Origin of the sequence: Bacillus ndiopicus (assembly GCF_000612805.1) — a bacterium.
In the GTDB taxonomy this organism is placed as follows: domain Bacteria; phylum Bacillota; class Bacilli; order Bacillales_A; family Planococcaceae; genus Metasolibacillus; species Metasolibacillus ndiopicus.
On the sequence record NZ_HG964411.1, the window covers coordinates 83,159 to 102,832 of the forward strand.

Genomic DNA, 19,674 nt, shown 5'->3' on the forward strand with positions numbered 1-19,674 from the left:
AGTGTTTGTGCACACACTAAATTAAAAGCAAAATAAGCATTCATCTCACCATCTATAGAAATGGGAGCCTTCTACAGAATTATAATAATAATTTCCTCATTCTGTTAAGAATACGAATATTTTATACGTAAGTTAACATAAATGTACGCATTTACGCAAGTGGATTCCTCTCACCAAGCAAACGAACTGTGTACACTTCATCACAAAAACCTCTTAGCCCATTATATATTCTTGCTGTGCGTGCTTCATTATCTACTAACCCAAAAACAGTTGGTCCGCTGCCACTCATTAGCACTGCATCTGCACCAAGTCGATGCATATGCTCCTTAATCATAGCAACTTCAGGATGCAGCTTTAACGTCACGCTTTCTAATACATTACTAAGTGAGGTACATAATGTTTCATAATCTTTATTCTCAATTGCATTTATTGCCTGTGCTGTTTTTGGATGCTCTACATAATCTAGCTTCAATCCACCATATACATCTGCTGTAGATACACCAATTTTGGGCTTTGCTAAAACAACCCAACAATTTGGTGGGGCTGGGAGTTCCTCAATCTTCTCTCCACGCCCTGTTGCGCGAGCTGTTCCTCCATATACGCAAAAAGGCACATCTGAGCCAATTTGCGCCCCAAGCTCCGCCAACTCATCTATTGTTAATCTTAAGCTCCAAAGCTCATTTAATCCTCGGAGCGTTGCTGCTGCATCGCTACTTCCACCAGCCAATCCAGCAGCAATGGGGATTTCCTTATCAATTGTAATGGATACACCTTCTTTAATACCGTATGTATCTTGTAATAGCTTCGCTGCTTGATAAGCAAAATTGCGCTCATCATTCGGTACAAAGCGATCTGCTGAAATAATTTTAATTAATCCGTCCTGACGTGTTTCCAAACCAATTCTATCTGACAAATCAATCGTTGTCATTATCATATCAACTTCATGGTAGTTATCTGGTCTTTTATATAGTACATCTAGAGTTAAATTTATTTTAGCTGGAGCTTTAATGTAAAGCATATTTAAATTCCTCCCTAATAGAGCTCTCTTATACAATTAGTATTTATATTTTATCATATTCATTGTCTGGAAAACGAAATAGAAATAGTTCGAAAATAAAAAAATGCAAGGAGCTCTAGCAAGCTAATTATTGTTTTCTGAAATGTTGTCCAGCTAGAAAAGTAATCACCCTTTTTGAAGAGCTAAGAACACTAGATTTAAATTATAGTTTTGATTGATTCTTAATATTATCCTTGCTCAAAAATAAAAAAGAGGTGCCTAAAATAATTTTTAGACACCTCTTGCCAACTATTCTATATGATGGGTTTCCTTAAGTTAAAATCACTCGCTACTTTGTATCTGTAGCTTGTTGCTCAGCAAGAAGCTTTTCTGCTTTCTCAATCGCATATTTAACCATATTCCCTGCATCACGGGTAGTAATACCACCCCAGCCTTCACGTTCTACTACATCATAAAATCCAAGCTCTTTTGCAATCTCTTCCTTCAGACGATTCGACATGATGCCTTTTCGTGCCATGCAGATGACCTCCCTTTCTAAAGTTCAGTTGGCTACATTAGTATGTTTAAAACGGCAACTTTTATACAACCTCTTTAAAAACAAAAAACACTCAAAATCTGAGTGCCTTTTACATATAAAAAAGTATTAGGAATTATTTACCGACCGCGATTGCGTCATCTAAAAAAGTAATTTCTACTGCTTCTGTTAAAATATCTGTGTAGCTGTAAGAAACACGTTTACACGCATTATCTTTTTGATCGAGCTCTACTACAAATACTGCTCGATGTGTTTCACTTAGTATACCTGCACACTCAACCGTTTTTTTACGGCTACCGTTCGCTCTTATTTGCAAACGTTTGCCTAAATGACCATCTAGAGCCTTTTTAATATTGGCAATTGTTTTTGGCATTTCGCATACACCTCACTGTATATTAGTGTATCACGTTTTATAAACAATGTCAAAAATAATATATTTTATCACCATACAATTATTTTAGTCAACTTTTTTCTCGAAAAAAATTTTATTTTTTTTATTATTGTCTAAAGTTAGGCAAATTATTGTTGTTTTGCAAAGCTTGGATAAAGCGCATCCGCCAATTTACCAAATTCTTGAATTGTTAACGTTTCTCCTCGGCGTGTCGGTTCTATTTCGCTACCAGCTAAAGCAGCTAAAATTTCATCTTTCTTTTGTTTACCATTTGGTAGCCCTGCCTGCAAATTATTCAAAATCGTTTTACGACGCTGAGCAAATGACGCGCGAGTTACCTCAAATAAAAATTCTTCATCAATGACTGTTACTGGCGGTGCCTCATGTTTAATTAATCGTATAACCGCTGATTCAACGTTTGGCTGTGGCATAAACACTGTTTTTGGTACAACCATTGCAACTTCTGCTGTCACATAATATTGAATAGCGATAGAAAGAGAACCGTACTCCTTCGTACCAGGCTTAGCTGTAATACGATCTGCAACTTCCTTTTGCATCATTACAACAAAGCCACGAATAGGTAGCTGATCATGCAAAAGCTTTAATAAAATTGGTGTCGTCACATAGTATGGTAAGTTTGCAACGACCATGATATCTTGGACATCTGGCATTTCCTGGGCAATCACTTGGGCAACATCAGCCTTTAAAATATCAGAGTGCACAATCGCTACATTATCATAAGGGCTTAAAGTATCTTCAAGTACTGGCAATAAACGTTGATCGATTTCGAATGACACAACTTTTTTGGCCGCACGCGCTAAATGCTCAGTTAATGCCCCTATTCCTGGGCCAATCTCAATTGCACCACTATTTTCTGTTAGCTGTGCATGACTGACGATATTTCGTAAAATATTTGGGTCTATTAAAAAGTTTTGTCCTAAGCTTTTCTTAAACGAAAATCCATACTTATTTAAAATTTCCTTTGTGCGAATAGGTGTTGCAATATCTTTATACATTTTGTTCCTCCTGATCTAACTGTGCAATTGCTTGTGCAAATTGTATTGGTGTAATTTGAAACATTTTTAACCGTTTATGCAACTGCTTACCGTTTGTCATCCCTATATTTAATATTTCCCCTAAACGATTACGGCGTGGCTTTGATTGTGGATGTCCGATAAGGCGGGCTAACATTAAATCCTCTAGTGTAATTTCTTCTGTTTGGATATGCTCGTTCGGCGTGTATACATTTTCAAGTGCTTGGCGAATATCCTCATCACTTGCATGCTCAATGCCAAGACCTTTTCCGTTTTTAGCAATGGTTTTATTTTTCTCTAAAAATGCATGCTTTACACTTGGTATACGCTCTTCGATAATTGCTCGTATTCGACGCCCTGGATAATCTGGGTCTGTGAATACAATTACACCGCGCTTTTCATTTGCATGCTCTATACGGCGTAATATTTCCTCATTAATTGCTGAACCATTCGTTTCAATTGTATCAGCACCAACAGCACGCTTAATCGCTGTCGTATCGTCCTTACCTTCTACAACGATTATTTCTCGTATATCCAAAAATGCCCCTCTTTTCTATTGTTGTTCTTTTTCAAATTTAATGAACAAATGATAGAGCCATTTTATCATAATTTTATCTATATGTATTTTTCCATAAGTTATGTTTAGGCCATTGAAAAAAGCTTTCTCGCCTTTATAAAAGCGAGAAAGCGTTTATGAACATTTTGGCATTACTATAGTTTATTGTTGTTCGCTTGTTTTTAAACATGTAGAAATTAGCTATACTCCTAACTATTACATCGAGTTAGAAGTACAACTCTAAATCAATTTTGTTTTGATTTTTTTGAGCGCACTAATGGAAGTCAACTTAGAAACGTAATGATACGCGTCAATAGTTAACTGACCTGTATCAACAGGCCTGCTCTCTTCAAAATTTATGACATCTGATGGGACCTTGTTTCAATACGATGTTAGTTACTCCACCACCACGCACATGTGTTGCGCGTAGGCTGACTCTCTTTATCAATAAGTGTTTAGGCACTTTTCGTATTAATAGCCCATCGAGTATTCATCTTCTTGCCTATAGATTTAATTTAAAACCTTAATGCGGACTTTTTTACGTCCCCAGCTATATGCTTGTTGCTTTGTTTGTACAAGAATATCAATTTTATTTCCTTTAATTGCGCCACCTGTATCTCCTGCAATTGCATAGCCATAGCCTTCAACCCACACCTTTGTTCCTAATGGAATTACGCTTGGGTCTACAGCGATTAATTTTAAATCAGAATCGCTACGTAAGTTAATACCTGCTGCCGAAATGCCTGAACAGCCGTTACAGTACGGTGTATATGCTGTTGCTGTAACATAAAACTCCGTACCGCCAGTAGGTGCATTACTACGAGAAACACTCGCAGTGACAACTTTTGTTCCTACAGCAACTACTTTTGTTGTCGGTTCCTTTGTCACCTTTTCAGATTTCAATTTTTTATCGACAACTTTACCATTTTCTTTTACTACTACGTAAGTGCGCTCTACATTTCCTGCGACACCTTCTGTTACTACTTTCTCTTTGCCCTTAAGCAACGAAGAATCGTTTTTCTTTTCGACTGCGAAATCAACGGATTCTTCCACTACATCGGTAACCTTTTCTACGCGAACAACTACGATTTTTTCTGCTGGAGTGATAACGTTCTCCAGTTTATTCTCGACACGATCAAATTCACCTAATTGAATTCCTTGTTGTTTTAAAAAGTTAGCGACCGTAGTCGAAGTGGACCAAACTTGTCTCTCTTCTAAGCCATCGACAAGCGTTAACTGAAACGCCTTTTGAATATCGATTTTGTTATCTGCCTCTATTTCAGTATTTAAGCTTTGTGATATTTTATCGTGCTCTGTTACCTCGATATTTGCTTCTTCCAAAATGTTCTTCACTACTTTTTCAGTTGTCCATACATTTGACTCTTTCCCGTCAACTGAAACGATTACTTCTTTTGCCTGTTCCCATTCAATCGTCATTCCACTAACGATTTTGGTATCTACTGAGGGTGATACTTTATCATATTGTGATACGTTAATGTCGCTCGCTTCTAAAAGCTCGCCAACCGTTTTTGCGTGTGTTGATACTTTTTGTTCTTCCCCGTTCGCCATAATAACGACTGGTGATTTCGTTCCTTGGAAAAGAACGAATGAAATTACAGCTGCAAACAAGACAAACGATAATATTTTTGTTCTTGTTTCCTTGCTCCTCAATGATCCTAAGAACTGGCTTTTCATGGAATTATTTGACATGAAAATACGCCTCCTTGATACTCGCTGAATTATACGGACTAGATTTCACGCTGTCAACTATAAAGTTTTTTAGCCGTTAAAAAACACTTTAAAAAAAGTGTTCTAAACGCAGTATTGGAGGCATGTTCATGATTTAAACATCCAACTTAAAAAAACGGATTGCATTTGCCGTCGTAACGTTGGCAACTTCTTCCAAAGAAACTTCTTTTTGTCTCGCAATTTCCTCCGCTACTAACGTCACATAAGAAGGCTCATTTCTTTTCCCTCTATATGGGTGCGGAGCTAAATATGGCGCATCTGTTTCAATTAGTAAATGCTCTAATGGTATTTCCTTTGCCACTTCTTTTGGTTGACGTGCGTTTTTGAATGTCACGGGTCCACCTAAGCTAATCATGAAATTCATATTTATACATTCACGTGCAGTTTCCACGCTGCCTCCAAAGCAATGCATAATACCTCCAACAGTGGCGGCATTTTCTTCACGTAAAATACGCACAACATCTCCTGTTGCATCTCGATTGTGGATGATGATTGGTAAATTTAATTTTTGCGCTAACTTAATTTGTTTGCGGAACCAAAATTCCTGTACATCCTTTGGTGATTTGTCCCAATAATAATCAAGCCCAGTTTCTCCAATACCGACTACTTTAGGATGTGCTGCAAGTTCTTCAATCCATTCTAGATCCTGCTCTGTGCAATCAATCGCATCAACAGGATGCCAGCCAATTACCGCATAAATAAAGTCGTACTTTTCTACCAACTGCATAGCCCGCTCTATTGTTTTGCGGTCAAAACCAATTACAACCATTTTTTCAACTTTTGCTTCTATAGCACGGTCTATTACTTGCTGTAAATCATTATCATATTGTTCTGCATTTAAATGCACATGTGTGTCTATAAAAGTTACCATTTTTCTATTACTCCTGACGTATATTTTATTTGATTGAATTATTTCTTAGTTTTCAGAAATATTACATTTGCATTACAAAAATTCTGCCCTTTGTGACATTATATATAAGCGGAAATTAAAATTGGTTATATAGAACTAATAAATATCCTTTTTCAGGGTATTTTAATTATGCCAATATAATTTAATACACATTTTTATTTTTAAATAGCAAGAGCCTGTCGTAAACAAAATTCCCAACAGACCCTCCTTGCATTATTTTACTTTCGCTCCATTTTCAAGCTTCGGATCTACTGTAGCTAATGTTAGCACTCCATCATGTGAGCCAGCTAAAATCATTCCTTGTGATAATTCCCCACGTAGCTTCACTGGTTTTAAATTCGCAACAACAATCACCTTTTGACCAATTAATTGCTCTGGTGTGTAATGCTCTGCAATACCCGAAACAACTTGACGTTGCTCATACCCCAAATCAACCTGTAGCTTTAATAATTTGTTTGCTTTAGGGACAGGCTCACAAGCAGTAACTGTTGCTACACGTAAATCAACTTTCATGAAGTCATCAATAGAAATTTCAGCAACCTCTTCAACCTCTTGCTTTTTCGGTTGCTCCTGTGGCGTTTGTACTGAACTTTGCATTTGTTCACGAATATAATTAATTTCCACTTCATTGTCTAAACGAGGGAAAATTGGCGTTCCTTTTTCTGCTACTTTTACGTTTGGTGCAATAATATTGCCGAATGTTTCAATTGTATCCCATGCTAATAATTTGTTATCTAAACCTAGCTGTTCCAAAATACGCGCTGGTGTTTTTGTCATAAATGGCTGCAGCATTACTGCAATATGACGCAGACTTTCTGCTAGATTCGCCATAACAGATGCTAATTTTGGTTTATCCGCCTCATCCTTTGCTAATACCCAAGGGGCTGTCTCGTCAATATATTTATTTGTACGAGAAACTAGTGACCAAAGCTCCGCCAAAACGACGCTAAATTGCATTTTTTCCATACTTTCTTCATATTTAATACGTGTTTCGTTTGCATGTGCTTTTAAAGCTTCATCAAACTCCGTTGGCTGTAAATCATTTGTTGGAATAATGCCGTCAAAATATTTATTCATCATCGACACAGTACGATTTAATAAATTTCCTAAATCATTTGCTAAATCAAAGTTTGTGCGCTCTACAAATGATTCTGGAGAGAATACTCCATCTGAACCGAATGGTAGCTCACGTAATAAGAAGTAACGTGCTGCATCTAACCCATAACGTTCTACAAGCATTTCAGGATATACGACATTGCCTTTTGATTTCGACATTTTTCCGTCTTTCATCATAATAAAGCCGTGTGCAAATACCTTTTTCGGCAGCGGTAAATCAAGCGCCATTAAGAAAATCGGCCAATAAATAGTGTGGAAGCGTACAATATCCTTTCCTACCACATGCACATCTGCTGGCCAATATTTATTAAATAGCTCTTCATTATCTGAGCCGTAGCCTAATGCTGTAATATAGTTTGAAAGTGCATCTACCCATACATAAATAACATGTTTCGGATCACCAGGTACTTTAATTCCCCAGTCGAAAGATGTACGTGAAACAGATAAATCCTCTAATCCCGGTTTAATGAAATTGTTAATCATTTCATTTTTACGGGATTCTGGTTCAATAAATTCTACATTGTTTTCATAATACTTAAGTAAACGGTCTGCGTATTTCTTCATATTAAAGAAGTATGATTCTTCCTTTACCTTTTGTACATCTCGACCGCAATCAGGACATTTGCCATCTACAAGCTGTGTTTCCGTATAATATGATTCACAAGGCACACAATATAGGCCTTCATATTCACCTTTATAAATATCGCCATTATCTAAAAATTTCTTGAAGATTTTTTCTACACTCTTTGTATGACGCTCCTGTGTTGTTTGGATAAAATCATCATATGAAATATCCATTAATGCCCAAAGCTTTTTCGCTGCATCGGCAATTTCATTTACATAATCTTGTGGATTTTTGCCTGACTCAGCAGCTTTTTCTTGAATTTTTTGCCCATGCTCGTCCATACCCGTTAAAAAACGTACATCAAATCCGCGCAGACGTTTATAGCGCGCAATCGTATCTGATGCTACTGTCGTATACGCAGTACCAATATGAAATTTACCACTCGGATAATAGATAGGGGTTGTTATATAAAATGTTTGTTTTTCGTTCACGTAAAGTGCCTCCAATTACTTTGCAATATAGTATCTATTCTATCGAAGTCCGAATTTCGTTTCAATGATAGAATATTACAGCCTATTAAATGACTTATCCCCAAAAGATATGAGTGACAGAATAAGTACACTATTCAATCCATTAAAATATAATTTTTGATAAAAACGAAATATCCCTTTTTTTGGTATAAAGAAGCTTAATAAACCATTGACTTTCATTACAGTAGTTTCATTTTTCATGTTCATAGGCTCCAGCTAATTTTTTTCACAATAAATATTAAATAAATCGACAAATAATGTCGAATTTTGTAGAATTACGCCGATACATAAATAGAACCTTAATCTTATTATATCCTAAATTTTCTCAATAAACCGCGATTATAGCTTGTTTTTTAACAAATCATTTATAAAGTAACTTTTTTTTCAAACTAATTTATTGACGATTATGTAATTACTTGGTATGATTCATCTTAGACAAGCAATTCATGTCGAATTTTGTAGAATTGTTATACAATTTATTTTAAGGAGGAACTAATATTATGAAATCAACTGGTATTGTTCGTAAAGTAGATGAATTAGGACGTGTAGTAATTCCGATTGAATTACGCCGTACATTAGGTATTGCAGAAAAGGATGCTTTAGAAATTTATGTGGATGACGATAAAATCATCTTAAAAAAATACATGCCAAATATGACATGTGCTGTAACTGGTGAAGTATCTGACGATAACCTACGTCTTGTAGGCGGTAAATTAATTTTAAGTCCTGAAGGCGCAGAACTTTTAATTAAAGAAATCGAAGCAGGCTTAAAAAAATAAAATAGAAAACGGAGCTATGAAGAAAGGAATTCTTTCTAAACAGCTCCGTTTTTTTATTTCATTACTTATGATACATCTGATATACATCTCGCTTTGCTAAATTGCGTTGCTTCGCCACTTCTTTAATCGCATCCTTCGATGATATTTGCATTTCTTCTATTATATAGTCTACATGCTCTTCAATCGTTAAGTTTGTCCAAAACGCTTGCTCATCCTCTTTAATATCCTCTGAGCTACCTTCTAATACGACACAAAACTCTCCTCGAATTTCATTGTTCGTTGTCCACTCCAGCGCTTCGTTTACAGTACCACGTAAAAACTCTTCGAATTTTTTTGTTAACTCACGCGCTAAAGTAATTTGGCGGTTGCCAATAACAAGCTCAATATCCTTCAAAGTCTCCTTCAAACGATGTGGTGCCTCATAAAAGATTATTGTTTCTTGACGTTTCTTTAAGCTTTCAAGCTGTAAACGGCGGTCCTTTTTATGGCGATTTAAAAAGCCGAAAAAGTAAAATGGCTGTGGTGTAATCCCAGAAGCAATAAGCGCCGTCAATGCCGCATTCGCTCCTGGAATTGGAACAACAGCAAAGTCCTCTGCAATTGCCTTCGTTACAATATCAGCACCAGGGTCCGAAATACACGGTAATCCTGCATCGCTAACAAGTGCAACCGATTTCCCTTCACGTAAATATTGCAAAAGCTTTTCTCCACCAGCTTCTATATTATGTTCATGGTAGCTTACAAGCGGTGTTGTAATCTCAAAATAATGACAAAGCTTTTTCGTATTACGTGTATCTTCAGCCGCAATAACATCTACTTCCTTTAAAATACGTAATGCTCGCATCGTCATATCTTCCAGGTTGCCAATTGGTGTTGCCACTAAATATAAGCATGCACCTGCCTCATGCTGGCTACTTTTTTGTGATTTCATGCTTATTCCTCCCTAACTATCATCATCTAAGTATACACCATTATGCTATAATCAAACAAAAAAGCGAGGAATGCCAACTGAGAAGGTGTCCAGAAAGCTAATATTACTTTTTCGTACAACAAAAAATTGTCCGAAAAAAAGCGCGTCAGCCTGCTTTTCGGACAACCTTGAATAATAAAATTATAAATCTTTAATAACTAACATATTAGATGCACCAAGTGCCCAATAATATCCATATAGATCAGTGAAATAACCACCATCCTATTCTTCTTTGGCTATTTAATAGTTTTAGCTCCCATCATCCTTGCACTGTTTAAAACTAAACATTTCATTGTTCAGAAATGATTCCGACTTTTTGGTTAGCACTATTTATGTAAATTTCCTTTTTTTCACGCGTTAGCTGTTTAAATGCGTACTCCTGCTGCATCGCCTCTCGCTTTGTTACAAACTCCTCAAAATAAATGCATGTGACAGGTAAGCGAGCTCGCGTATATTTTGCCCCTTTGCCAGTATTATGGACAGCCACTCGCCGTTCTAAATTATTTGTATAACCAGCATATAATGACCCATCTTTGCATTGAAGGACATAGAAATAATACTTAGCTTCGTTCTCCATATAAAAGCTCACTCACTTCTGCTGTATAATTATTGGCCTCATCATACACATAAAGGGGTGGTAAAATTTTCAAATCTGGCTTTCCATCTTTAATTCCTTCTATTAATAATGTATTTGCTTCCTTCCCCATTTTCGGATAAACAAAGCGAATACGCTTCGGTTCTATACGATGTGCTCTCATAGCAGTAACAATATCGAGCAGTCGACCCGGACGGTGTACAAAAGCAGCTTTACCACCCTGCTTTAATAAACGGCTTGCAGCAATTACTGCTTCCTCTAATGTTAAGTGAATCTCATGACGCGCAATCGCATGATGCTCGCTTATGTTTTTATCGCTCATCTCATGTGCTAAAAAATATGGAGGATTACATGTTACAGCATCATATTTTTCAATACCTAATTTATCTGCTACTTCCTTTACATCATCTAATGTCATTGTAATTTGCTGTTCTAATCCATTATAGCGCACACTTCTACATGCCATATCGTATAATCTTGGCTGCAACTCTACCCCTGTAATTTGTGCCTTTGTACGCGCACTTAAAAATAATGGAATTACACCATTACCTGAACATAAATCAACAATATGTCCTTTACTTTTTGGTATATTCACAAAACGTGCCAACAGTACTGCATCTAGGGAAAAAGAAAATACAGAGGGACTTTGAATGATACGCAAATCCTCTGCTAATAGATAATCTAAGCGCTCATCACCTTGTAACCATTGTTCCATTTCTAACACTTCCTTCAAGCTATTTCTTTATGATGAACTAACAAAAAAGAGGGACTGTTAGGAAAGCAAATGTTCATCTGCCATCCCATCAGCCCTTCCAAGTTTTTATAAAAAATTATGCAATCTAAAAAATATAGTACAACATTCTCAAAGTATTGCTCATTACAAAGGGAGTGTCCGAAAGTTATTTTGAGACACTCCCTTTTCATTATCTATGTTGTTTTATTTAAAAACGATAGGCAAAACAAGCAATCCTCACCTTTTCGCGAGCTGCCAAAATGAACGTGGCACACATGAAATCCTTCATGATAAAGACGTGCTAGGTTATCATAACCCTCACCAATATCCGCCACATCACTTTTGCGCTCCTCATTTTGTATCGCTTCATTCGATTGCAATTCATCTAAGCGAGCACGTAGGTGAAGATTTTCCGCTTGAAGTGTTTGATGCTCCTCCATCATATGTGCAACAAACTGTTTTAAATAGTTAAATTGCTCTTGTATCGCTTCAAGTTGTTGTTCGAATTCCATAACGGTATTTAAGAAATTACGGTCCTTCACTCAAGCCACCCCATTAAATCTTTATCTTTTTCAGCAGAAGTCTATCACCTTTATCAATTACATCTAAACTTTTTCACGTAATCTTCTAGAAAAGTTAGACGTACTGAGTCTATATAAGATTTCCTTCACATTGCAATATTTCATCGAGCGTATACTCTACTGTTCGCTCTTGTTCCTGTAAATATACTTGAATTAAACGTTCTAATACATTTAAGCCTATTACTTTTCCGATACCATTTGGCGTCATTGTCGTTTCGCCAATATCCGGCATCCCTTCCTTAGCTGTTTCGTATTCGTCATTCTCATATTTTAAACAGCACATTAAACGACCGCAAAGTCCTGAAATTTTCGTCGGATTTAAAGATAAGTTTTGATCTTTAGCCATTTTTATTGATACGGGATCAAAATCACCTAAAAATGTTGAACAACATAACATTCGACCGCATGGACCGATACCACCTAATAATTTTGCCTCATCGCGGACACCTATTTGACGCAGTTCAATACGCGTACGGAAAACTGATGCGAGATCTTTTACAAGCTCACGAAAATCTACGCGTCCTTCCGCAGTAAAATAGAAAATAATTTTATTGCGGTCAAACGTATATTCAACATCGACTAGCTTCATATCTAAGCTATGCTCGATAATTTTAGCATTAGCTAAATCAAACGCACGTTTTGCCTCTGCTTGATTTTCATCTACTTGAATACGATCACGCTCATCCGCTGGGCGTACAACTTGCTTTAATGGTAATACAACATCATTTTCCCCAACTTCCTTAGTAGGTATAATGACTTTACCATATTCAATGCCTCGCGCTGTTTCTACAATGACGTATTGATTTTCCTCTAATTCGTACATTGCTGGATCGAAATAATATATTTTGCCCGCTTTTTTAAAGCGAACACCAACTACATTATACAAATGTGTACCCCTCCTGCAGATTCAGCATAAGCTGCTCCATCAACAACGTCCTATTCATATTACGTTGCAGCTGCTGTCTAGCTTGTAAAATTGCCTGCATTTGATTTGATAATTGCTCGTATGTCGTGTGTAAGGCTATCTCTTTAAAAGTTTGTAGCATATCTGGATAAGTGCAAGCAGATTCCATATTTGCTTTTAATGCGACAATATCGCGGTAAGCAAAAAGCAGTAAATCAAGCGCCTGCTCCATTTCGCTTTTTTCTTTAAAGGAAGGTAGCCACTCTTCATGTACGATTAACATCGCCTCATGGACATTTTTTCTGACAGCTTCTATTAATTTTAACACTGTTTTTCTCGCGTGTGCAAATAGGTCAGCTTTTGCCAAAAAAAGTGCCGTTTCTATTTCATTTGCTACCATACTCACCGTAGCCGCCATTGACTGTGTAATACCTTGCTCTACTAATTGCTGCATAATAACTTGTCTCGGTATTTGTGAAAATTTTATATGCTGACAGCGCGAACGTATCGTTGGTAACATCGATTGAATTTGCTCCGTTAATAAAATCGCTATCACATCGCCATCTGGTTCCTCTAAAAACTTTAGCAGTGTATTAGCGGAAGCCACATTTAATTTATCTGCGTGATGAAGCACATAAATTTTTCGTCCTTTTTCCACAGCCGTCATCGTCATTTCAGAAATAAGCTCTCTCACTTGGTCAACCTTAATAAATTGTCCATCAGGTTCTATTTGTCGAATATTTGGATGATTACCTGAATCTACCCTTAAGCAGTTTCGACATGTTTCACATGGAACATTATTCGACACATTTTCACATAATAAAAGCTTTACAAAAAACTGCATTACAGCTTTTTTTCCGCTACCTTTTTCGCCATCAAAAATATAGGCATGAACCATTCTATTTTTCTCGTAAATTGTTTGAATTTGCTTTATGACTACAGGCTGTAGCGTCTCTAGCTCATTCATATTATGTGCCATTTGCTTCACCTTTTCACATCTTCAAATTTATTTCGTATTAGCACAAAGACTCAACTGATTGAAGCGTCATTTTATCCATCTTAGAAAAAAGCCCGTGTCATGTGGTGGAGACACGGGTTTTACATATATAGATTAATTAATAATCCTTTAATTTCACCTATTTTAGCTAATAGGTCGATCGTTTCCTTTTCTTCATCTAACAAATCTTGCGCCAATTCAACCAGGCGTTCATCGATTGTTTCGATGATTTTTAAACGACGCCCTTCGCCAAAGCGATTCCACGTATGTGATTGCTTCATTTCGAGACCATAATCAACAGCTTCTTGTAAAAAGCGTTTGATAAGCATTTTATAACGTGTCAGCTCACGTAAATTACGCGACCTCGCTACACGCTCCCCTGCTGCCGAAATATCACCAAGTAAACGTGTTAATTGCTCTGTTTGCATTTTAGAGCCTTGCTTTACAACCATCTCTCCAAAACGATTAGCGCCTTGTGTTGTAGGCCTTAGTTCATTGCGATTTGTGTTTATAACACGTAGATCTTGATTGATTTTCAATGAATTTCCCTCCAGCGCTACTACTAATTATATGTTAGCTATCATTCGTTCGGAATTAGAAATGATGGAATTGCTCAATTGGCAGTACAAATACCGTAGCGCCCCCAACTTCTACCTCAACAGGATATGGGATATAGGAGTCTGCATTGCCTCCCATCGGTGAAACTGGTGCTACCATTTGTTCTCGTGCCCGACAGTTTTCTCGGATAATATCTAAAAGCTTCGGTATTAGCGAATCATCTGTACCAATTAAAAATGTTGTATTTCCTGAACGTAAAAACCCACCTGTACTTGCTAGTTTTGTTGCTCGGTAATTATTTTTAGTTAATGCATTCGATAAACGGTTACTGTCTTGATCTTGTACAACGGCTACTACTAATTTCATCCGCCCTCACCCCTTCAATAAAATTGATAGTACTATTATAGCACAATACTGTCATGCAATTCATTTACTTTTAAACTATAACCTCTTTTAAAATTTCCCAAACATCTTCAATTACTTCATCCAATGACTTCGAGGCATCTACTGTACGAATTCGTTCTGGATAACGTCGTAGCACCTCTTCATAACCAGCATGTACTTTCTCATGAAACGCTAAACTTTCGGCATCTAAACGATTAATTTCATCTGAACGATTCGCTTGAATTCGCGCCAATCCAACCTGTGCCTCTAATTCAAAAAAGATTGTTAAATCAGGCATTCTTTTACCTATCGCAAATTCGTTAATACTAAGCACTTCATCCACACCAAGCTCTCTAGCATAGCCTTGATATGCTAGCGAGGAATCAATAAATCGATCACATAACACATGCTTCCCAGCTTGAAGCGCTGGTGTAATTTTTTCATAAAAATGCTGGCTACGCGCTGCAGCATACAGCAATGCTTCTGTATGCGCATCCATTTCCTTATATTCTGGATTTAAAATAACTTCTCTAATATTTTCAGCAATGCGAATTCCTCCTGGCTCTCTCGTTGCTAAAAAATTTATATTATGTTGCTTTAAGCGTTGTACAATCTCTTTTAGCACAGATGTTTTTCCAGCTCCATCTGGCCCTTCAAATGTAATAAATAAATTGCTTACCATGTTGTTATATTCCTCCGACTACTGCTTTATGACATAAATATGTTTTTTGTTTAATTGATGATCCCCTTGAAACGCTGCCCCTATCGCTAGTAGTTCCTCTAATTGACTTAGTTTTGCGACAGTAATTTTTTCCCCAGGTATGAACAATGGAACCCCAGGCGGATATGGAATAATCATCGATGCCGCAACACGCCCTATTGCACGCATATAAGGTATCCATTCCTTCTCAAGCTGCTCTACTTCCTCAAAGCTATATTCTGGCATTACGATTTTAGTTAAGCTAAATTGTTCACTTAATTTTGGTAATGCCTCTTTCTCTGTTGTTAGTAGCACTGCAACAGCTTCTTTTATACGTATACGCATATCTGCAAAAGGATATGCATCTCCTCTTTTAAGAAGTGGTAAAATTACTAACACTTGCTCTGCATCCGCAAGTTCTACATATAATTGGTTTCGCTCTAGCTGTTCCTTAAACTGAAAGCCTGTATATCCTCGTACACGTAATAGCAATTTTAAAGGGTCATCTACCTCAATAACAAGCAGCTCGTCAATCGCCCGTAGCGATTCTATCCATTGCATCCGCTTTTCCATTAAATAATGTGCATCTGCTTCAATATATGTGCTAACATAATGCCTCGCATCATCTAAAGACGCTAACAATAGATAAGAGGGGCTACTCGATTGCAGCATGCGTAAATATTTATTCACTTTTTCACTTTCCACAAGAGATGATTTCACATGTAAAAATGAAGCCATTGTCATTGCTGGTAATGTTTTATGTGCCGATTGTACAACAATATCTGCTCCTAACGCTAAAGCTGACATAGGAAAGCTATCACTCGCAATAAAATGCGCTCCATGAGCCTCATCCACTAGCACTGGAATTTTATATGTATGACATAAATCTATAATTGATTTTAATTGTTCGGTTACAACACCGTAATATGTAGGTGATGTTAAAATAACTGCCTTCACGTTTGGGAAATGCTGCAAAGCTTCTTTCACTACATTTAAATCAATATGTGTAGGAGTAAATGTATACTCGTCCCATTCTGGCGCTAAATAAACAGGCTGTACACCAACTAGCTCTAGTGCATGGAAAATCGATTTATGCGCATTACGTTGAACAAGAACTGTATCGCCTCTTTGACATGTTGCATAAATCATCGCTAAGTTCCCAACAGTTGAACCATTTACTAAAAAAAAGCTGCGGTCTGCTTCATACGTTTGACGTAGCAATTCCTCCGCTTCAGCAATAGCCTCCTCTGGTTGATGAAAATCATCTAATCCTGTCAACTCTGTCATATCATAGCGTAAGGCCTGCTGCATTTCCTTTGGTAAATTTGAAATACTACCATTTTTATGCCCTGGTACATGCAAAGAATGCGGCTCTTGCCCAGCGAATTTTTGCAAAGCTTCCACAAGCGGACGCTCTCGTTTCATCTTCCTTCACTCCGTTCGTCTTTCTGCTCTTATTATATCAAAAAGAGCGTCTGGAAAATACCAGCGCCCTTAATATCAGTTACGTTTCAACCCCAGATTCTTATCGAACTGATTCTAAAATCATCACTACTCGCTGCTATGCTAGTCTCCCTCCGAAATCTGTGATACCTCAGAGGTTTCGGATTAACAGGGAAATAAAGGCTCAATCATCCCAACATTTAGGGGAGAAGTCACATTGGTCACTAATACAAAGACGTTTCTCGTCGCAGAAAATCTTTACTGAATCAAGATAAAGCCACGCCCTGATAAATAATGAAATACCATACTATGAGAAGAAGGACAAAACGATAAATCATGATTTTGTAACGCCACGCCTCATTCGTGTAACTCGATTCTATTTTAATTTTTAAAAACCATCCAATAACAATACATAGGAGGCTCCAAAATACGGATGGATTGCCCTTCATAAGTAAAGTAACAAATATTATAAGTATTATACAAGCGTCAATTAGATGCTGCCATATCGTTGAATACAGCTTTAATTTTTTCCCGTCATGTCCCTGTTGCCAAATATGCCTCTCCGCTATTTTCAGTACAATAACTAGTAAAAGTATCACAATATAAGTCATGCTACTTCGCTCTGTTATTGGGAAATATAAAGCCGCAAACGTCTGATAAAGCTCGACATCATCAATCACAAACCATTGCTCTTTCGCATCCTTGAAATATATATATGACCTCTCCGCCCATTGCATATAATAACGCTCTACTGTACGGTCCGCATACTTTAACTGTATTGCATATGTAACTTGAGTATTTTTCGGTACAGTAATAGGTTGCATTTCGCTTAAAGCTCTCTCAAAACTGGAAATCAATGCATCGCTCGTTATATTTTTTACACCAAATCGATAAATAGAGCTTGGATTCCCATCACCTAAAGTACCTAAAATCTCAACGATCGAACTTTCTGCAGTCGCAGTTTGTTTAAATTGCTCAGTAGGAAACGTTATAAACAGTAAAAAAGCAATAAGCATACTGAGAGGGAGCAATACAGTCGGTAGCAAAGCTGTTTTCTTTTTTTGCAACCGTTCTTCTAGTAAACGATATTGTTGCTCCTTCTTTTCTTTACTAGGCTTTACAGCTAATTGTTTAAAATCAAACATCTTCTTCCCTCCCCATTATATTACGCAATGCTTTTAATCCCTGTGCCGTATAATTTTTTACCTGTACCTCTGATAATTCTAAATAATGAGCAACCTCTTTCACCGATAATTCTTCAATATAACGAAGGACAATCACTTCACGATAATTTATTTTAATTTTTGTTAGTGCCTTATATAATTCTTGTACTTCCTGTGAACGCAGCAGTAGCTCCTCAGGTAATGAGGCTTCATCCGCATAATCTTTTTTCGGTAAAGGTAGCCATTTTAAATGCCTTTTGCGCCTGAAATGGTCGTATACTAAATTTCGCGCGATTCGAATAAGCAATGCCTTTTCATTTTGCACTTGCTTTGTGTGATAAAAGCAAATCAATTACGCCTTGGCGTAATTGCGTCCAGATTTTTTTCGAGCTTGCTCGAAAAACTCCTCTTCAAAAATCTGTGACATCCGCCGGGGCGTTTATCTTGATTCAGTGAGTATTTGGACACCCACTGAACCATAGAAAACAAAATATAGCATTCATCTCGCAACCTGTAGAGGTGGTAGTTTTTTGCTGAATCCAGATAAACGTTTCTTGAACAAAATCATCAACAATTGCTGGATTTGTTGTTAAAAAGAGTATGTATTGATAAATTGCTTCATAGTGTCGCTCATATACAATCTGCACACCATCCCTCCTTCTCTTCTATAATTAAAGACGAATAAACTAAGTATTGGAATTAGTAAACGTGAAAAAGTTTTAAGAATATGCATAAAAAAGGGCTGCCTTTTAGCTGCCTTTTTTATCTTGATTCAACGAATATTTTTTGCGACCAGTAACCGCAGAAGCAAATGTTTTTGTACTTTTCATAGATTTTGAAAGGGTTTCCTTCGCAAGCTCGAAAGAAATCTTAACTTAAGTTAGTCAAAGCGTAATTTATCATCAATCCAGAAGCAGTTTTGGAGAAGGTACTTGTTATTTTTTATAATGACACTTTTGACTGATAGATAAAATTCGTTTTTAGGGGTTTTTATGTTTTTTGACAAGCAAGGAAATAAATCAATTTTATTTTAAGGCATGTGTAAATATTGATTTCTATGGGATATATTTTAATGAAACGTCATGTATTAAAGTTATTTTTCACTATGATTTAAGGTAATTGCTTACCAGTAGGTGGATATCTGAAAATCAATTAGGTTGAGACTAATTCTTTTTAGGGTGACCAAATAAACTCTTTTTGAGTTGTTCTATCAGGAATTTGTGCATTCCTATCAGTAACTTTAAGGTTTCTATTAGTAAGTTTTTGAGTTCTATCATTAACTTTTGCACTTCTATCAGGAAAGCCATAGAAAATTCTATGTGCATACAAAAAATTGCTTATCTGCACTGCTTCATATGGTATTCGCTTGAAAGGTATAGTCATTGTTTGTTTACGATACCACGCCGAGCTGACCTTTTCGGTCTTTGGTAGTTAGGGGCTTCCCTTTTTTTAAACAAAAAAAC

At 36.8% G+C, this 19,674-nt stretch carries 22 protein-coding genes; 1 reads left to right on the forward strand and 21 read right to left on the reverse strand.

What is annotated here, in order from left to right; translation table 11 throughout:
* Positions 1–151: 151 nt before the first annotated feature.
* The 8 genes from ispE to metG form a co-directional block, all read right to left on the reverse strand.
* Positions 152–1,018, reverse strand: a complete 867-nt coding sequence (ispE, locus tag TY13_RS18730; protein ID WP_042479094.1) for a 4-(cytidine 5'-diphospho)-2-C-methyl-D-erythritol kinase — start codon at positions 1,016–1,018, stop codon at positions 152–154.
* Positions 1,019–1,346: 328 nt separating this feature from the next.
* The gene (locus tag TY13_RS18735; RefSeq protein ID WP_042479095.1) at positions 1,347–1,535 is read right to left on the reverse strand and encodes a small, acid-soluble spore protein, alpha/beta type; all 189 of its coding nucleotides are present in this window, start codon (positions 1,533–1,535) and stop codon (positions 1,347–1,349) included.
* 133 nt (positions 1,536–1,668) lie between these two features.
* A complete protein-coding gene (gene veg / locus TY13_RS18740; RefSeq protein WP_042479096.1) occupies positions 1,669–1,926 on the reverse strand; it encodes a biofilm formation stimulator Veg in 258 nt (85 codons plus the stop codon).
* 146 nt (positions 1,927–2,072) lie between these two features.
* Entirely contained in the window at positions 2,073–2,960 is an 888-nt protein-coding gene (gene rsmA, locus TY13_RS18745) for a 16S rRNA (adenine(1518)-N(6)/adenine(1519)-N(6))-dimethyltransferase RsmA (RefSeq protein ID WP_042479098.1), read from the reverse strand.
* On the reverse strand, positions 2,953–3,516 hold the full coding sequence (gene rnmV / locus TY13_RS18750) for a ribonuclease M5 (RefSeq protein WP_042479099.1): 564 nt from the start codon (positions 3,514–3,516) through the stop codon (positions 2,953–2,955). The genes rsmA and rnmV overlap by 8 nt, the downstream gene beginning before the upstream one ends.
* A 528-nt stretch (positions 3,517–4,044) precedes the next feature.
* Positions 4,045–5,244 (reverse strand): G5 and 3D domain-containing protein, encoded by a 1,200-nt coding sequence (locus tag TY13_RS18755; RefSeq protein ID WP_042479100.1) that lies wholly within the window; start codon positions 5,242–5,244, stop codon positions 4,045–4,047.
* Positions 5,245–5,377: 133 nt separating this feature from the next.
* Entirely contained in the window at positions 5,378–6,154 is a 777-nt protein-coding gene (locus tag TY13_RS18760; RefSeq protein WP_042479102.1) for a TatD family hydrolase, read from the reverse strand.
* A gap of 252 nt (positions 6,155–6,406) precedes the next feature.
* Positions 6,407–8,365 (reverse strand): methionine--tRNA ligase, encoded by a 1,959-nt coding sequence (gene metG, locus TY13_RS18765; RefSeq protein ID WP_042479104.1) that lies wholly within the window; start codon positions 8,363–8,365, stop codon positions 6,407–6,409.
* A 539-nt stretch (positions 8,366–8,904) separates the two neighbouring features.
* On the opposite strand from metG, the gene TY13_RS18770 reads away from it, so the two are divergent.
* On the forward strand, positions 8,905–9,183 hold the full coding sequence (locus TY13_RS18770) for an AbrB/MazE/SpoVT family DNA-binding domain-containing protein (protein ID WP_042479106.1): 279 nt from the start codon (positions 8,905–8,907) through the stop codon (positions 9,181–9,183).
* Positions 9,184–9,244: 61 nt separating this feature from the next.
* Here the strand turns inward: TY13_RS18770 and rsmI are convergent, their stop codons facing one another.
* From rsmI to TY13_RS18835, 13 genes are all read right to left on the reverse strand, one after another.
* Positions 9,245–10,114 carry a 16S rRNA (cytidine(1402)-2'-O)-methyltransferase gene (rsmI, locus tag TY13_RS18775; RefSeq protein WP_042479107.1) on the reverse strand — a complete coding sequence of 290 codons (870 nt, stop codon included), beginning with the start codon at positions 10,112–10,114 and terminating at the stop codon, positions 9,245–9,247.
* A gap of 328 nt (positions 10,115–10,442) precedes the next feature.
* On the reverse strand, positions 10,443–10,730 hold the full coding sequence (locus TY13_RS18780) for a GIY-YIG nuclease family protein (protein ID WP_042479109.1): 288 nt from the start codon (positions 10,728–10,730) through the stop codon (positions 10,443–10,445).
* Complete coding sequence (locus TY13_RS18785) at positions 10,714–11,463, reverse strand: tRNA1(Val) (adenine(37)-N6)-methyltransferase (RefSeq protein WP_042479110.1); 750 nt, start codon at positions 11,461–11,463, stop codon at positions 10,714–10,716. The genes TY13_RS18780 and TY13_RS18785 overlap by 17 nt, the downstream gene beginning before the upstream one ends.
* 212 nt (positions 11,464–11,675) lie before the next feature.
* Positions 11,676–12,023 (reverse strand): DNA replication initiation control protein YabA, encoded by a 348-nt coding sequence (gene yabA, locus TY13_RS18790; RefSeq protein ID WP_042479111.1) that lies wholly within the window; start codon positions 12,021–12,023, stop codon positions 11,676–11,678.
* 109 nt (positions 12,024–12,132) lie between these two features.
* A complete protein-coding gene (locus tag TY13_RS18795) occupies positions 12,133–12,948 on the reverse strand; it encodes a PSP1 domain-containing protein (protein WP_042479112.1) in 816 nt (271 codons plus the stop codon).
* Positions 12,941–13,945, reverse strand: a complete 1,005-nt coding sequence (holB, locus tag TY13_RS18800) for a DNA polymerase III subunit delta' (RefSeq protein ID WP_042479113.1) — start codon at positions 13,943–13,945, stop codon at positions 12,941–12,943. The genes TY13_RS18795 and holB overlap by 8 nt, the downstream gene beginning before the upstream one ends.
* Before the next feature lie 119 nt (positions 13,946–14,064).
* Positions 14,065–14,502: a YaaR family protein gene (locus tag TY13_RS18805; protein ID WP_042479114.1), complete on the reverse strand. Its 438-nt coding sequence runs from the start codon at positions 14,500–14,502 to the stop codon at positions 14,065–14,067.
* A gap of 55 nt (positions 14,503–14,557) precedes the next feature.
* The gene (locus tag TY13_RS18810) at positions 14,558–14,887 is read right to left on the reverse strand and encodes a cyclic-di-AMP receptor (protein WP_042479116.1); all 330 of its coding nucleotides are present in this window, start codon (positions 14,885–14,887) and stop codon (positions 14,558–14,560) included.
* Between the two features lie 70 nt (positions 14,888–14,957).
* Complete coding sequence (tmk, locus tag TY13_RS18815; protein ID WP_042479117.1) at positions 14,958–15,587, reverse strand: dTMP kinase; 630 nt, start codon at positions 15,585–15,587, stop codon at positions 14,958–14,960.
* A gap of 18 nt (positions 15,588–15,605) precedes the next feature.
* Positions 15,606–17,030, reverse strand: coding sequence for an aminotransferase class I/II-fold pyridoxal phosphate-dependent enzyme (locus TY13_RS18820; protein WP_042479119.1), 1,425 nt, complete (start codon positions 17,028–17,030; stop codon positions 15,606–15,608).
* A 284-nt stretch (positions 17,031–17,314) separates the two neighbouring features.
* Positions 17,315–18,193, reverse strand: a complete 879-nt coding sequence (locus tag TY13_RS18825) for a hypothetical protein (protein ID WP_042479121.1) — start codon at positions 18,191–18,193, stop codon at positions 17,315–17,317.
* Positions 18,186–18,563, reverse strand: a complete 378-nt coding sequence (locus TY13_RS18830; protein ID WP_052344389.1) for an RNA polymerase sigma factor — start codon at positions 18,561–18,563, stop codon at positions 18,186–18,188. The genes TY13_RS18825 and TY13_RS18830 overlap by 8 nt, the downstream gene beginning before the upstream one ends.
* A gap of 97 nt (positions 18,564–18,660) precedes the next feature.
* Positions 18,661–18,858, reverse strand: a complete 198-nt coding sequence (locus tag TY13_RS18835; RefSeq protein ID WP_042479122.1) for a sigma factor — start codon at positions 18,856–18,858, stop codon at positions 18,661–18,663.
* Positions 18,859–19,674 lie beyond the last annotated feature (816 nt).